The sequence below is a fragment of the Luteolibacter arcticus genome, assembly GCF_025950235.1.
Lineage (GTDB): Bacteria > Verrucomicrobiota > Verrucomicrobiia > Verrucomicrobiales > Akkermansiaceae > Haloferula > Haloferula arctica.
Genome location: NZ_JAPDDT010000001.1, coordinates 392,196 through 406,426, shown reverse-complemented (window position 1 = coordinate 406,426; position 14,231 = coordinate 392,196). Strand labels below are relative to the sequence as shown.

The 14,231-nt window shown below is 62.8% G+C and carries 14 protein-coding genes; 8 read left to right on the top strand and 6 right to left on the bottom strand.

Going from position 1 to position 14,231, the window contains the following annotated elements; translation table 11 throughout:
* Positions 1-20: 20 nt before the first annotated feature.
* From OKA05_RS01630 to ilvN, 7 genes are all read left to right on the top strand, one after another.
* Complete coding sequence (locus tag OKA05_RS01630) at positions 21-482, top strand: GatB/YqeY domain-containing protein (RefSeq protein WP_264485341.1); 462 nt, start codon at positions 21-23, stop codon at positions 480-482.
* Positions 483-486: 4 nt separating this feature from the next.
* Positions 487-1,146, top strand: coding sequence for a 2-C-methyl-D-erythritol 4-phosphate cytidylyltransferase (gene ispD, locus OKA05_RS01625; RefSeq protein WP_264485340.1), 660 nt, complete (start codon positions 487-489; stop codon positions 1,144-1,146).
* Entirely contained in the window at positions 1,143-2,378 is a 1,236-nt protein-coding gene (locus tag OKA05_RS01620; RefSeq protein WP_264485339.1) for a M16 family metallopeptidase, read from the top strand. The genes ispD and OKA05_RS01620 overlap by 4 nt, the downstream gene beginning before the upstream one ends.
* A 62-nt stretch (positions 2,379-2,440) precedes the next feature.
* Entirely contained in the window at positions 2,441-3,622 is a 1,182-nt protein-coding gene (locus OKA05_RS01615; protein WP_264485338.1) for a PQQ-dependent sugar dehydrogenase, read from the top strand.
* Positions 3,623-3,721: 99 nt separating this feature from the next.
* Entirely contained in the window at positions 3,722-4,477 is a 756-nt protein-coding gene (locus OKA05_RS01610) for a QcrA and Rieske domain-containing protein (protein WP_264485337.1), read from the top strand.
* Between the two features lie 171 nt (positions 4,478-4,648).
* Entirely contained in the window at positions 4,649-6,376 is a 1,728-nt protein-coding gene (gene ilvB, locus OKA05_RS01605) for a biosynthetic-type acetolactate synthase large subunit (protein ID WP_264485336.1), read from the top strand.
* A 95-nt stretch (positions 6,377-6,471) separates the two neighbouring features.
* On the top strand, positions 6,472-7,017 hold the full coding sequence (gene ilvN, locus OKA05_RS01600) for an acetolactate synthase small subunit (RefSeq protein WP_264485335.1): 546 nt from the start codon (positions 6,472-6,474) through the stop codon (positions 7,015-7,017).
* Between the two features lie 529 nt (positions 7,018-7,546).
* On the opposite strand, the gene OKA05_RS01595 is transcribed toward ilvN, so the two are convergent.
* The 4 genes from OKA05_RS01595 to OKA05_RS01580 all read right to left on the bottom strand — a co-directional run bounded on the left by OKA05_RS01595 (position 7,547) and on the right by OKA05_RS01580 (position 10,826).
* Entirely contained in the window at positions 7,547-7,957 is a 411-nt protein-coding gene (locus tag OKA05_RS01595; protein WP_264485334.1) for a YkgJ family cysteine cluster protein, read from the bottom strand.
* On the bottom strand, positions 7,954-8,712 hold the full coding sequence (locus OKA05_RS01590) for a peptidoglycan recognition protein family protein (protein WP_264485333.1): 759 nt from the start codon (positions 8,710-8,712) through the stop codon (positions 7,954-7,956). Before OKA05_RS01590 ends, OKA05_RS01595 begins: the two co-directional genes overlap by 4 nt.
* A gap of 301 nt (positions 8,713-9,013) precedes the next feature.
* Positions 9,014-10,123: a glycoside hydrolase family 43 protein gene (locus tag OKA05_RS01585; RefSeq protein ID WP_264485332.1), complete on the bottom strand. Its 1,110-nt coding sequence runs from the start codon at positions 10,121-10,123 to the stop codon at positions 9,014-9,016.
* Positions 10,124-10,496: 373 nt separating this feature from the next.
* Complete coding sequence (locus OKA05_RS01580; protein WP_264485331.1) at positions 10,497-10,826, bottom strand: hypothetical protein; 330 nt, start codon at positions 10,824-10,826, stop codon at positions 10,497-10,499.
* Between the two features lie 215 nt (positions 10,827-11,041).
* Between OKA05_RS01580 and OKA05_RS01575 the strand changes: the two genes are divergently transcribed.
* Positions 11,042-11,479 (top strand): hypothetical protein, encoded by a 438-nt coding sequence (locus OKA05_RS01575; protein WP_264485330.1) that lies wholly within the window; start codon positions 11,042-11,044, stop codon positions 11,477-11,479.
* Positions 11,480-11,661: 182 nt separating this feature from the next.
* Here the strand turns inward: OKA05_RS01575 and OKA05_RS01570 are convergent, their stop codons facing one another.
* Both OKA05_RS01570 and OKA05_RS01565 read right to left on the bottom strand, forming a co-directional pair.
* Positions 11,662-12,684: a LacI family DNA-binding transcriptional regulator gene (locus OKA05_RS01570; RefSeq protein ID WP_264485329.1), complete on the bottom strand. Its 1,023-nt coding sequence runs from the start codon at positions 12,682-12,684 to the stop codon at positions 11,662-11,664.
* Positions 12,681-13,466 (bottom strand): IclR family transcriptional regulator, encoded by a 786-nt coding sequence (locus tag OKA05_RS01565; RefSeq protein WP_264485328.1) that lies wholly within the window; start codon positions 13,464-13,466, stop codon positions 12,681-12,683. Before OKA05_RS01565 ends, OKA05_RS01570 begins: the two co-directional genes overlap by 4 nt.
* Positions 13,467-14,231: the final 765 nt, after the last annotated feature.

The following is a 14,231-nucleotide window of genomic DNA, read 5'->3' as shown; positions in this document are numbered from 1 at the left end:
GCGGCTACCAAGGCCGTTCCATGAGCGATCTCGCCGCCCGCATCCCCGAAGACATCAAAACCGCCATGAAGGCGAAGGACGCCGTGACCCTGAATGCGCTGCGTGCTCTCAAGACGGCGATGATGAACGTCTCCACCTCCGCCGAAAGGAGCCATCAGACCGGCCCGCTCGACGATGCCGAGGTGACCTCGCTCATTCGCAAGCAGATCAAGCAGCGCCAGGATTCCTACGAGCAGTTTACCAAGGCCGGCCGCGAGGAACTGGCCGCGACCGAGACCGCCGAGATCGCCGTGCTGGAAAAATACCTCCCGGCGGCGATGACCGCGGAGGAAATCGCCGCGCTGGTCGATGCCGTCGTGACCGAGACCGGTGCCGCCTCCAAGGCCGACATGGGCAAGGTGATGAAACTCGCCCAAGAGCGCGCCGCCGGCCGGGCCGATGGCAAGACCCTCTCGCAGGAAGTCGCCAAACGCCTTTCCTGACACCATGGGCTGCGCCGCCGTCATCGTCGCCTCCGGCAGCAGCCGGCGGATGGGTTTCGACAAGCTGGCCGCGGAGCTGCACGGCAAGCCCGTGCTCGCCCACACCGTCGCCGCGTTCATGCGGGCGGAAGGGATTTCGCGGGTCATCGTGGTTTGTCCGGAAGAGCGCTTCCGGTTGCTGGAGGATGAGCATTTCATCAAGCCACTCGATCGAGTGGATGGCGGCGAGCACCGCCAGCACTCGGTCGCCAACGGCCTGGCCGTGCTGGACGCGGAGGACATGCTGGTGGCCGTTCACGATGGTGCCCGCCCCCTAGTGCGACCGGAAGCGATCGACGCCTGCATCGAGGCAGCCCGGAAATATGGTGCCGCGACCTTGGCTCACGCCGTTGCCGACACATTGAAAAAGGCGGACGCCGAAGGCTTTTCCCGCCATCCGGTCGATCGCACGAATTTGTGGGCGATGGAGACGCCACAGATTTTCCGCACCTCCCTGCTCCGCCGCGCCTATGCCGGCATCCTGGAGCGCCAGACCATCGTCACCGACGAGGTCTCGGTGGTGGAAGCCATGGGGATCTCGACGAAATTGATCGTTTCCGACTTCCCGAACCCGAAGATCACGGTGCCGGCCGATATCGCGCTGGCGACCGCCCTGATGCAATGAGCCGCGCGCGCTACGAGATGGTGGAAATGCCCGGCGGTTTCCGTCTGGCGGTGGCCACCTTGCCGCAGTCGGAGTGCGCGGCGCTGTCGATCCACGTGCCGGCTGGCAGTCGCGACGACCCCGCTGGCCAGACGGGCTTGGCCCACTTCGTGGAGCACATGGTTTTCAAGGGCACCGCCCGCCGCGATGCCCGGGCGATCAGCCTGGAGACCGAAGACGTCGGCGCCTCGCTCAATGCCAGCACCAGCGAAGACGAGGTGATCTACGAGGCCCGCGGCGAGGCGGAAACGCTCCCGCTACTGGCCGACATGCTTTCCGATCTGGTGTGGCATGCCGGATTCCCCGAAGCGGAGATCAAGCTGGAGCGCGAGGTGATCGGCGAGGAAATCGTAATGTATCGCGAGAGCCCGTCGGACCACATCGGCGACTTGATTTCCGCGGCGCTGTGGTCCCCTCACCCGCTCGGCGAGCCGATCGCCGGCACGGAGAAAAGCATCGCGCGCATCGACCGGGATGCTTTGGCTGGATTCCGCGACCGCCACCATTTCCGCAAGGACGTGGTGATCGCGGTGGCGGGGCCATTCAGCCTGGAGGAGGCACGGGAACGCCTGCTACCGCACCTGCCGTCATCGCGCGCGCTGCCGGAAAGCATCGGGCTCGATCCCTCGAAGCTCACCGCCCCCAGCCACCTGCGGGAAACCCGCGACACCGAGCAGCTCCAACTTGCGCTCGGCTTCCGCACCTTGGGACGGCGCGACCCACGCCGCCACGCGTTGCGGCTGTTAGGCATGATCCTGGGCGAAAGCGCGAGTTCGCGGCTCTTCCAGGAACTGCGCGAGAAGCGCGGACTCTGCTACCAGATCTCCTGCGACGTGAATCTCTTCGCCGAAGCCGGCTCCCTGGAGGTCCACGCCGGGCTGGCGCCGGACTCGCGGGAAGAATCCCTGGAGTGCATTTTCGCCGAGATCGAAGACCTGCGCACGAATGGCCCGCGCGCCGACGAATTGGCCCGGGCCAAGCGCCTCGCCGTCAGCCAGACCAAGATGGCCATGGAAAGCACTGCCGCCCACGCCTCGTGGATCGGCGATTGCCTGCTACAGTATGAGCGGCTGGTGACCCCGGAAGAGGTCCGCGCCGAATGGGAGAAGGTCACCGCCGGGGACGTTCGGGAGATCGCCGCAGAAATGCTGGTCGATTCGCACCGGGCACTCGCCGAGATCCTGCCCGATTGAGGGGGGCTTGGCGACAGGCTCGCGGGTTGCGCCGCCCGCAGCACTCGCTAGGGTAGCCGATCATGCGCCTGACCCTTACTGCTGCCGCGGCCATCACCGCCACCACCGTCGCGATCATCACCTTGACTCCAGCGCAGGCCAAGCCGGGGGTGGAAACCGTGGCCACCGGCTTCGAGCGGCCACTGTGGGTCGGCGCACCATCGCATGTGAAGGACCGGTTGTGGGTGATCGAACAGGTCGGCCGAATTTGGATCATCGACGCGAAGACCGGAGAGAAGCAGCAGGAGCCGTTCCTCGACATCGCCTCGCAGGTCAGTCGCAAGGGCAATGAAGAAGGCCTGCTCGGGCTGGCATTCGCGCCGGACTTCGAGAAGAGCGGCCGCTTCTACCTGAACTTCGTCGACCGCGACAAAAACACCCGCATCGTGCGGCTCACCTCCAAGGGCCCGGAATTCAACACCGCGGATCCGAATTCGATGGAGATCCTGCTTTCCTACAAGCAGGACTTCGAGAACCACAATGGCGGCTGGATCTCATTCGGGCCGGACGGGATGCTCTACATCGGCAATGGCGACGGCGGTGCCGCCAATGACCCGAAGCAGCGTGCCCAGGCGATGGACACCTACCTCGGAAAAATGCTGCGCATCGATGTCTCGCCGAAGGAGGGCTACACGGTGCCAAAGGACAACCCCTTCGTCGGCAAGGACGGCGTGAAGCCGGAGATCTGGGCGCTCGGCCTGCGCAATCCGTGGCGCTGCTCCTTTGACCGCCAGACCGGCGACTTCTGGATCGGCGATGTCGGCCAGAACGTTTGGGAAGAAATCGACTACCTGCCGAAGGGCAAGGGTGCGGGCTCCAACTTCGGCTGGCGCCTCCGCGAGGGCGACAAGGAGACCCCGCAGAATGGCGTCGGCGGCAAGGCCCCCAAGGGCGCGGTCGAGCCGGTCTATGTTTACAAGCATGGCAGCGGCGCGACCGAGGGCCTGTCGGTGACCGGCGGCTACGTCTATCGCGGACCGGTCAAGGAACTGCAGGGCCGCTACTTTTTCGGCGACTACAACACCCGCCGCGTTTGGTCCTTCGTCCCCCGCAACGGCAAGCCGACGAAATTCGAGGACCACACCGAGGATTTCCAGCCGGAGAAGGGCAAGCTCGGGATGATCGCGTCGTTCGGTGAGGATTCCGCCGGGAACCTCTACATCGTCGATCACGGCGGCCCGATCCTCCGGGTGGTGGACAAGTGAGCCGACCCTGACGATCTCGTTGCCGAGTGGTAATGGCCGTCCGCCGGGGCGGGATGGCAGCATGATCGGTGGTCTGGTCAGCGCCCGGCCGCCAGCGTCATGGACCTCCCTACCGACCTCTGCCGGCGAAACTGGATCAAGCGCTTTGTCTTTGGCACCGCCGCCTCCCTATCCGCACCGCACTGGTGCGCGACCCTCCTCGCGGAACCCACCGCCGATCCTTCGGCGGTGCTCCGCTTGAGAGCCGGGGACTATCCCCCGCTGGCCAACCCCGGCGGGTCGGTCCAGTTCGTCTTCATGAGCGAGGTGCATCCCTTCACGCTGAACCGAGTCTCTGCCACGCGTTTCGTCACGCTCGACTCGGTCTGCACCCACCAAGGCTGCGTAGTCGGACTCTACAGCACGGTCCATGGCCGGATGCGCTGTCCCTGCCATGGCTCGCGCTACGATATCGAAGGCCGGGTCTTTCGCGATGCAGGCGGGGTATCGACGGAGCCTGCACAGAACGACCTGAAGCAGTTCGCCACCAGCTACGATGCGGCAACGGACGTCATTTCGCTCACCATCCCGGGCCTGGCGCTCGCCATCCATTCAATCGGGGTCCAGCAGCAGGGAGCCACCGGTCCATCGCGCCTGAAGCTCGATTTCCCCGTTACGAAAGGCGCAAAATATGAAGTCCGGGCCCACGCCACGCTGGACGGGCCGTTCACGGTCGTCCCCTTCGCCACGTCGGTGGGCGGCATTGCCAGCCAATCCGAACTCGCACCTACGGTCTCGGGGAACGCCACCGTCTTCGTGAACGCCTCCGGCCCACGTGGCTTCTACGTGGTGGCTCTCAAGCTACTTCCTTACTAGAATCGCGATTTTCCACCGAATCACGCGAGCGGATTCCGCAATTGCCCGAAAAACCCGCAGATTTCAGAGAGGTAGGAATCAAGAATTACCAGCTTTGCGCGAAAAACACCCATTTTCGCATTGCTCATCGGACATTTCTGCTGCACTTTCCCTCTCCCAACCCCATTTGGCATGAGCAAGGAGAAACTCGACGGCGCGCAAGCCCTCATCAAAACCCTCGATGACCTCGGCATCGAGTACATTTTCGGCTACTCCGGTGGAGCGGCGATCCCCATCTTCGACGCGCTTGAGACGGTCAAGACGAAGATGAAGTTCATTCTCGTCCGCCACGAGCAGGGCGCGGTTCACATGGCCGACGGCTACGCCCGCGCCACTGGCAAGCCCGCCGCGGTCCTCGTGACCTCCGGCCCGGGTGCCGGAAACACCGTGACCGGCCTGATGACCGCGATGATGGACTCCGTGCCCATGATCGTGCTCTCCGGCCAGACCGTGACCTGGATGCTCGGCAAGGACGCCTTCCAGGAGGCCGACATCTTCGGCATCACGATGCCGGTGGTGAAGCACAACTACCTGGTGAAGGACACCAATTCGCTGCCGCGGATCGCTCGCGAGGCTTATTACATCGCCACCACCGGCCGCCCCGGCCCGGTGCTGATCGACATCCCCAAGGACATTTCCTCCGGTGCCTTCAACGGCCCGATGAACCCGCCCTTCAACCTGCCCGGCTATGACCCGAGCGGTTCCTTCAAGATCGACCGCGACAAGGTGAAGGAAGCCGCCGCGCTGATCGCCAAGGCCAAGCGCCCGGTCATCCTCGCCGGCCAAGGCGCGATGATTGCCCGCGCCGACAAGGAACTGCGCCACCTCGCTGAAACGCTGAATGCCCCGGTGACCAGCACGCTGCTGGGCAAGGGCGTCTTCCCGGAAACGCATCCGCTTTCGCTCGGCATGCTCGGCATGCACGGCACCGCCTACGCCAACAAGGCGATGGTCGAGTGCGACCTGCTGATCAACATCGGCTCGCGCTTCGACGACCGCATCATTGGCAACCCCGCCAAGTTCTGTAAGGAGGCAAAGATCATCCACATCGACATCGACCCGGCGGAGGCCAGCAAGATGATCCAGCCCGACGTGATGATCGTCGGCGACGCCAAGGCCGCGCTTTCTGAAATCAACGAGAAGGTCGGCAAGCTCGAAACCACCGAGTGGCTCGCCAAGCTCGACGGCTACAAGAAGAAGTTCCCGCTCAGCTACAAGAAGCAGGGCGGCCTGCGCATGCAGCAGGTCATCGACGAACTCTACGAACTCACCGAAGGCAAGGCCATCGTCTCGACCGACGTGGGCCAGCACCAGATGTGGGCCGCGCAGTTCTACAAGAACAGCGAGAGCTTCCATTGGCTGTCCTCAGGCGGTGCCGGCACCATGGGCTTCGGCTTCCCGGCCGCGATCGGCGCCCAGCTCGCCCACCCGAAGAAGACCGTCATTTCCATCTCCGGCGACGGCGGCTTCCAGATGACCTTGTTCGAGCTGGCGACCGCTGCGATCCACAAGCTGCCGGTCAAGATCGTGGTGCTGAACAACCACTACCTCGGCATGGTCCGCCAGTGGCAGGAACTCTTCTTTGAGAACCGCGAAAGCGGCGTGGACCTCGTGGGCAACCCGGACTTCTGCAAGCTAGCCGCGGCCTATGGCATCCCGAGCGTCTTCATCAAGCGCCCGGCCGATGTGACCAAGCAGCTTGAAAAGGCGCTCGCCTATAACGACGGCCCGATCCTCATCCACGCCGAGTGTGTGAAGACCGACAATGTGTTCCCGATGATCCCGGCCGGCGCCGCCCTCGAGGATATGATCACCGAACCGCCGAAGACCCAGATGGCCAAGCCCGTGGGTTCCACGTGAGGAAAGTGCCGGGCAATCAGCGGGTCTCCCGCTGCTTCCCTGCCTTTCACTGATCACCTTCCACCGATCACCGATCACTTTTTCCCTTTCCAGAAATGTCCCCGACCATCGTCACCACCGAAGAGCCCGGCACAGGCTTCGCGCCTCGTCGCGGTGCCACCCACACGCTGTCCATCCTCGTCAACAACGAGCCCGGCGTGCTGATGCGGATCTGCCAGGTCTTCTCCCGCCGCGGTTTCAATATCGACTCGCTCGTCGTCTCCGAAGGCCGCAACGCGAACTTCTCGCGGATGACCATCGGCATCAGCGGCGACCCCGAGGGCCTCGACCAGATCATCAAGCAGGTCTCCAAGCTCATCGACGTCATCCACTGCTTCGAGCACACCTCGGCGGACTCGGTGACCAAGGAGATGATCTTGATCAAGATCAAGTGCTCGCCCGAAGACCGCTCGCAGGCGCTCCAGATCACCGAGCACTTCGGTGGCAAGACCGTCGACCTCACCCCGGCCTCGATGATCGTCATGATCACCGGCGACAGCCTGAAGGTCGATGCCGCGGTCGGCATGTTCTCGCAGTTCGACATCATCGAAACCGTCCGCACCGGCAAGGTCGTGATGGCCCGCGGAGAACAGGCGACCTGAGGAATTAAAGAGCCCTCAGCTCCACGAGATTTCAGAATGCCTCTTGCCTCACGGCGAGAGGCATTTTTGCGTCTCCGTCCGGCTTCCCGATCGATCTACGACAAACCTCGCACTTCGCCTCCGACGCTGGTCCCCGCTGGGAGCGCGGAGCCTCCGGCCCGCAGAAGCACCTCACCGCTCCGCCGTTCACCCATGCCCGCATCGCACTAGCGGATTGGCGCCCCTGTCCCAAAGGGACTTCGCAACAAAGCCCTGGGTTGCGAGGCACGAGCTACCCAGGGTACAGCCGAAGAGGGCATCCTACCTCAAAGAGGTTGTGGATCGGACCCGCGACTCTCGGCCCGCAAGCAACGCGATCTTCCACAACGCCTTTGGCGCAGGCAATTCCCGGCATGTTCACCCAGGGTAGCTTCGCAACCCCGGGCTTTGTTGTGAAGTCCCTTTGGGACAAAAACCGGACCCGCTCGGACAAAAACCGGACCCATTCGAAGCTCGTTTCGTTGTCCCCTGAATTCAATTCCAGAACCCTTCACACCCATCCCCTCGTCCGCGCCTCTGCCATCGGCACCGGCTTCGCCTCGCAGACCTTCTGCCAACCGGGAAAGTTCCACTTGTTAGGGAAGCCGCTGCATTGCCCCGGCTTCACCGCATGAATGCGGCAACCGCCATCCTCCAGCATGATGCACTCGTGGTTCTCCTTCTCGATCAAGGACAGCCCGTTTCGATTCGTCCGCAGCCGCGTGTAACGGGCGATGAAATCGTCCTCCGTCATCCCGAGAAACGCCGAGATCGGCGCGATCTCGTCTTCCTCGATCCGCACATCCCCCGGCCACTTACAACAGGCAGTGCAGCGCTGGCAGACGTAGAAGTTCTCCGCATCTAACAAGACGTCACGATTGCCCGGACTGCCGATGGATGGCTCACGGCTGGGTCCGCTCATCGCGACACGTAGCTCTGCTGGTAGGCGCGCTTGTAGTGGTAGTCCACGCGACCTAGGAACCAACGCCACTTCGCACCGGGCCGGCCGTTATCGAGCAGGAAGTGCGGGCAGTTCTTGTTCGCCGGACTCTTCCCGCGCCGCGGCCAGTGATAGTGCGGCACAATCCTGCTGAGCGGGATCCCCTGCTCGTGCATTAGCTTCGCGGTGAGCTTGGCCGTGCGCTCGATGGTGGCGTTGCGATTGCTGCCGCGGTGCTCGCACATCTCGATGCCGATCGAGAGGCGGTTGCCGGGGCCGTCGAAGTCCGCGTGCTCGCCTTGCTCGGTGACCGGCATGTGCTGGAGCGCCACCTTGTCATCCACGGTGAAGTGCCAGATCAGGTAGCCAATACGGTTGCCACCCTTGCGCTTCGGCGAACGCAGCGCGCCGCGCTTCAAGGCGAGCGAATGGCGGCTCGCATCGGCCGAATAATTCTGCGTCGAGTGAATCGTGATGTAGCGCGGCTTCATCGGCCGCACCACCTTGCGGCCGTGCGTCCCACGCGGCACCATGTCTGCCCGCAGGTTGATCTCGCGCGCAAGTGCCGACGACGACACCCCTGAGGTCGGCGCGGAGACCGGTTGGGGGGCGCTCCCCGGAGCGGACACCCCGAAGGAACCGACGACTTGGTCACTCCCGTTGAGGGGCTCCACCTGGCTGCAATGGAAGCACACCGCCGACAAAGCCAGCATCGCCACCACGAACGGATATTTCATGGCAAGGCGTTACCACGATCCCGATGCGTCGCAAAGCCCGAAGAATCAGGGAAACCGAAGCATTTCGGGCGAGACGGAAGAAATCGCCAATCATCAGCGGGGAAGGAATCACCAATCATCAATCCTCCAATCACCAATCGAAGTGTTTGGAAGAATGAGTATGGCTCTCGCCCTCTTCGCCTCGCATCATGGGTGGGCTGGTTTTCTCCAGAGATCCCCGCATCCGGCGTCAGCGGTCATCCCTCTTCAGGCACTCTGATTGGTGATTGGAAGATTGATGATTGGTGATTTCCCCTCCCCCTCACCTCGGACTCCACCCACCCATCCACCTCAACACCGGCTTCTCACCCTCGAAGGAGACAGGCAGCCAGACATAACGCGAGTCCGGCAGGTCGTCCTTGTTCCATCGGTCCGCCATGAAGATGAATTTCTCCTGCTTCCCGCCCACCGGCAGCACGTAGGTGCCTTGGGATTGGAAGGTGATGTCGGCCTTGTCGCCCTGGCACGGATTGCCCAGTTCCTTCCACGGTCCCCAGATCGAGTCCGCCACCGCCGAGCGCGCGGCATTCGGTGCCCACGCCGTGCAACCGGAGGCGATCAGGTAATACTTGCCGGCCCGCTTGAAGACCGCCGGTGCCTCCATCAGCCGGCCGGGAAACACGCGGACATACTTGCCCGTCGTCTTCAGGTAGTCGTCGGTCAGCTCGGAGATGTGCATGGTCGCATTGTCCTCGGACGCGGCGAAAAGGTAGCCCTTGCCATCGTCATCCACGAAGACCGTCAGGTCGCGAGCCATCTGGCCCCGCTCGAAATCGCGGACCAGCGGTGCCTTGGGATCCTTCTTGTCGGCCTCGGTCACATTCACCGGCCACACCCCTTGGTTCGGCCGAAAGCTGCCGAGATACTTGAAGGGGCCGCCCGGCGTGTCCGACACCGCCACTCCGCAACTCGCCGCCGCGTAGTCGAGGCTGTCGGCATGGAACCACATCACGAACTTCTTCGTCTTCGCGTTGTAGATCACCTTCGGCCGCTCCAGCACCTTGCCCGGATGCAGGTCGCTCGCCGGATCGTCCTTCGCCGCCGGCAGCACATTGCCCTCGTTCTTCCACTTGAGCAGATCGGTCGAGGAGTAGCAGGATACCCCGGTCACATCGACCCGGGTGCCGCCCCACGACTTGTTCACCTCGGGCAAGTAGGTCTTCCCCTGCTTGATCTCGCCATACCAGTAGTAGGTGCCCTCATGGAAAAGCATCCCGCCGCCATGGGCATTCACCGGCTTCCCCTCCGTATCCGCCCAGACCTCCCCGGAGCGGATGGAGGTCATCGGTTCGGCGGCGTGCAGGGTGGCCACAAGAGCAGCCAAGGGAAGCAGCCGGGAAACACCCGGGAAGAGAGCGGAAAGCGTAGTCATGATCGATGAGTCGGCCCGTCAGCCTTCCCCATCCCGCCGCTGCTGTCCACCTTCCGATGCCCTCGCCCCCCCGAATGTGGGGGAGGCCGTGGCTTCTCAGAGAGTGTGAGGATCCCCTTGGCCGGGTGGATACTCCGCCGATCTCAATGTCGCTCCCTGAGACGAGAAAATGTCACCGCCGCTCACGATCGCCCGGTGACGTTCATTGGATTCGCCGCAAGTTCCTGCCGATCAACCCGGCTCGTCTCAGAAGAGACTTGTTACAACAGGCAAAAGCCGAAACGACCCAAGCTTAGCGCCCCGGCCGGCGGGACGCCACGATTGCAACCAGAGCGCGAGGGCCGGGTTCGCTGCAACGCATGGTTAGGCGCCGTCATGTGTCTCGCTTCTGAAATTGAGTCTGATACTTGGCGACCCACTGCTCAGGCGACATGCTGTAGTAGTCGTCAACAATCTGCGCGACGTCACGGAGGTTGAAAGTATCCTCATAGACGCGTTTGAATCGGTCAATCGCCTCCTCATGCTGACCGCGCAGAAATAGCTGTCGCCCCTCGTCGTAAAGTCGCTCTAGCGATAGCCAATCGAGATCGTCAGAACCTTTCATAGTGCGAAGCCGCCTAACGTTCAAGGCGTAGGCAACCAGCATCTGTCCCTCAGTGCAATCGAATCCCTCGAAGTCGCCCTGACGAATTTTCCGTGCCATTCTCGGGCGATCTGTTACGCTACTCGACGCAGCGCAGGAAATCCGAGCCCGGAGAGGTCGGAAGATTGGCCCCGGGTTTGCCTTTGTGGTGGCAACTCGGTCTAACAGAGAAAGCGCCCAAGAAACTCCCCTTTCATCGCCGGTTCCTGAGGCACTACGCGATTGCGGCATATGCCGAAGTTATGGCTCTGTTAGGGAGATCACCTCAACGAATCATGAGTAAGCCTAAAGCACGTCGCCAAGCCCTGAACGCCCTGCACGCCTTTGAACTTTTCTGTCGGGATCACTCCTTCGGTCTGCCGGTCTGGCTCGCGTCCGACTACCTGAACATGACGCCGCAAGGCGTGCACATGGCATCCGAACGCGGATGGATCGCCTACTTCCAGCACGGCCGGAATCGGCTCTACTCCTACCGTGATGTGATCCGTTACCGTTGGAAGAGTCGCAAGTTTAAGGACAACGCTCCGCCGGTCCCCTACCCTGCCGGCGCCCGCTACGATTTCGACCTGGTCCCGGAGACCGCTGCGACAGCCAAGGAACCGGACTTGATCGACGCCCACAATGCCAAGATTCGCGCTTCACTGGAGGACGCTGCCAGGGAAATTGCGGCTATGAATCGAGCTGGTTTGCCGTGGCCTCGCCCAAGCATTTGACCGATCCCCTGTCCCGTGAGAAACTGTATAACTCACTGATTATCTGCTGCATGTAATGCTTAATTCTTCAAGGAAGAGTTCGGAACTCACTCCCTCCATCGGCTAGTTTAGTACGCGTCGCAGGGCCGGCGACCCAACGCTCGAAGCGGAGTAAATTCCGCGCTCCCAATCGCCCCACCGCTTTACCCCCGCCAAGTCCCCTCCACCGCCACCTCGCGGAAGAACACGCGGCTGCCTCTCGCCCGCTCTTGCATCAGCGAGTCTAACATCTGCACGGCGGTGCGCCCGATCTCTTCACTGCCAGGATCGATGCCGGGACTTCCGCCGCCCGCCAGCGTGACCATCGCGACTTGATCGGGCACGGCGAACCCTGCCTGCCTGACGCTGGCGATCGTCGCGGCGTCATCAGCGACGATGGCATCCAGCCCGTGCAGGCGGACCCAGGCGCGGACCTTCGCCGCGACCTTGCTCTCACTCACGGAGGCGAGGTCGAGTAAGGCGAGGTCGTCATCGTCCGGCAGGTTGCGCTTCACCGCCGGCAGGCTTTCCACCATGCAGTAGCCGGCCTGCCGCAGCAGCGAACGACCGGTCAGGCAACCAATCCGCCGATGGCCCGCTTCGCGCAGCTTGCGGATCGCCAGCAGAAGATTTGCTACGGCCGAGGGCATCGCACTGTGACCTCGCGGCCCTTCGCAACAACGGCCGAAACTCACCACGTCGTAGGACTCCCAGGGAAAGCCGAGCCACGCTTGTGACGAAGGATGCGGCGGCACGATGAGCCCGCGGATGCAGCGCGTATCCAACACCTCGTGCAGGCGTTCCGCTGATAGCTCGGAGCCGAGCCGGAACTCCTCCAGCCGGTATCGTCGCTCTGCCGCCGCCGCGAAGGCACCTTGCCAAAAGCGCTCGACTTCGGGATGGGCGCGCAACTCTCCGGGCTCCGCCCAGGCATTCACCCAGCCGATGGCCCCGCGCACCGGACCGGCTTTCTTCCGGTCCCGATAAGCAGACAACGCAAGCAACACCGGGTCGCGACAATAGCCCACCTTCTCGGCATGGTTGCGAATCTCCTCCGCCAGCGAAGCCGACACCCGCCGGCTGTGACGCAGCGCGAGCGACACGGTCACGTGGCTGACGCCGAAGTGCCGTGCGATATCGCGCTGGCTCACCGGTTCGCGGATCGTCTCGTCCAGTGTTCCAATCATCGTGCGATCCCCAGGTTGCGGTTGATCTCGGCCGCACTCGTCAGCAACGCCTTCAAGTAGCGAGGCGCGTTCTTCTCCCCGCTCTTGGTGCCCGAGAGATAGGAAATCACCAAGGTCCCCGCGACTTCCGACGCTGGCACCCCTACAGGCACCGCGATATCGGTTACACCCTCCGTCAAAAGGCTCGGTGCCTGGTGATGCGTGGCACCCTCCAGCTCCGAAAGCGTCTTCAACAACCGCTCGCGCTCGGCCTTGGAAGCCCCGGCGAAGTCTTCAAGCTGGTTCAGGCAATCCTCTCTCGCCGCCCCCGACCATTGGGCTAACAGAAGCTTGCCCGAGGTGCTGCGTAGCGCCGGCATCCGCGAGCCCTCACCGACCGCGAGGCAAACCTGGCACGAGGGCATCCGCTCCATCAGCACCAACAGGTTCGCGCCATGGACCACGCTGAGGTGGCAAGCCTGCCCGATCGATTCGCAAAGCATCTCCATCGGGAGCCGCGCCGCCTTGCGCAGCAGCGTCGTCGAGTTCTGGCGGTGGCTGAGTTCGTAGAGCCGCAGGGTCAGCCGGAATTTCCCCGTCCCCTCCTCGCGCATCACGTAGCCGCGCTCCTCCAGGCACATCAGCATCCGATAGATCTCCCCCGGCGTGCGCCCCAGCGCCCGGGCGATCTCAAGCTGCCCCAGCGGCGCCATCTCATTGGACAGGTGCTCGAGGATATCGAGCCCCTTGTCCAAGGCAGGCGCGCCGTAGCGCCGGGTCGTTGAAAGGGTCGCGGAGTCCATCGCTTGGATTTCACTAATGCATTTCACTTCCAAATTTGAAATCAAGCCGAAACTCCCCGGCATCGATGGCGGAGCTCGGGGGCAGGCTGACATCGAGGCGGCTGGGATCCGGCAACTGATCAGCCTGCGTCCGGATGGAAACCCAGCCAAAACCCAGTGTGGCTGGGATGGTATCCCAGCAAAAACTCAGCATGGCTGAGATAGTATCCCAGCAAACCCAGTATGCATCCGGCTGGGATACGAAGGGGAGGAGAGGAGAGGAGAGGAGAGGAGAGAGAGTGTGTGTGTTCTCCTCTCAATGCCTGTCCCCGGTTGTCAGAGCCACATCCACCGCCCCCCTACGAAGCCCCCGTCTGTCGGGTGCTTCCCGTCGATCCCTCTCCAGCAATCGCACTCCTTCTCCAAAGCCCCCCTACCCCCCATGCGATCCTGAACCGGAGTCGCTGAGAGTGGTAGGGAGTGAGCCCCACGGCCTTCATTTAACCTCGCGCCGTGGTTTAACCCCTGCGAGTAAATGGCCTCCTGTTGCAATGGTAGCGCCGTTGGAACCACGCGGGCCTGAAAGTGAAAACAGAACCCGCTCCCCCGGCCAATCGACGGCCCCGGTTGCAGCACGGGCCATCCCGGGAAGACCCCCCGAAAAGCTGCTCTCCAACCGAGTCCATCAAGAGTCGAAGGACGCCCAAAAAATACTCATTAGAACACCTCTTATCAACCAAAAAAGGCATTCACATGAACACTTTCGTTCCGCGAATGGACTGGTGA

Excerpts from the sequence above, each read along its gene's own strand:
- OKA05_RS01630 (WP_264485341.1), top strand. The coding sequence starts at position 21 with ATGAGCGATCTCGCCGCCCGCATCCCCGAAGACATCAAAACCGCCATG.
- ispD (WP_264485340.1), top strand. The coding sequence starts at position 487 with ATGGGCTGCGCCGCCGTCATCGTCGCCTCCGGCAGCAGCCGGCGGATG.
- OKA05_RS01620 (WP_264485339.1), top strand. The coding sequence starts at position 1,143 with ATGAGCCGCGCGCGCTACGAGATGGTGGAAATGCCCGGCGGTTTCCGT.
- OKA05_RS01615 (WP_264485338.1), top strand. The coding sequence starts at position 2,441 with ATGCGCCTGACCCTTACTGCTGCCGCGGCCATCACCGCCACCACCGTC.
- OKA05_RS01610 (WP_264485337.1), top strand. The coding sequence starts at position 3,722 with ATGGACCTCCCTACCGACCTCTGCCGGCGAAACTGGATCAAGCGCTTT.
- ilvB (WP_264485336.1), top strand. The coding sequence starts at position 4,649 with ATGAGCAAGGAGAAACTCGACGGCGCGCAAGCCCTCATCAAAACCCTC.
- ilvN (WP_264485335.1), top strand. The coding sequence starts at position 6,472 with ATGTCCCCGACCATCGTCACCACCGAAGAGCCCGGCACAGGCTTCGCG.
- OKA05_RS01595 (WP_264485334.1), bottom strand. The coding sequence starts at position 7,957 with ATGAGCGGACCCAGCCGTGAGCCATCCATCGGCAGTCCGGGCAATCGT.
- OKA05_RS01590 (WP_264485333.1), bottom strand. The coding sequence starts at position 8,712 with ATGAAATATCCGTTCGTGGTGGCGATGCTGGCTTTGTCGGCGGTGTGC.
- OKA05_RS01585 (WP_264485332.1), bottom strand. The coding sequence starts at position 10,123 with ATGACTACGCTTTCCGCTCTCTTCCCGGGTGTTTCCCGGCTGCTTCCC.
- OKA05_RS01580 (WP_264485331.1), bottom strand. The coding sequence starts at position 10,826 with ATGGCACGGAAAATTCGTCAGGGCGACTTCGAGGGATTCGATTGCACT.
- OKA05_RS01575 (WP_264485330.1), top strand. The coding sequence starts at position 11,042 with ATGAGTAAGCCTAAAGCACGTCGCCAAGCCCTGAACGCCCTGCACGCC.
- OKA05_RS01570 (WP_264485329.1), bottom strand. The coding sequence starts at position 12,684 with ATGATTGGAACACTGGACGAGACGATCCGCGAACCGGTGAGCCAGCGC.
- OKA05_RS01565 (WP_264485328.1), bottom strand. The coding sequence starts at position 13,466 with ATGGACTCCGCGACCCTTTCAACGACCCGGCGCTACGGCGCGCCTGCC.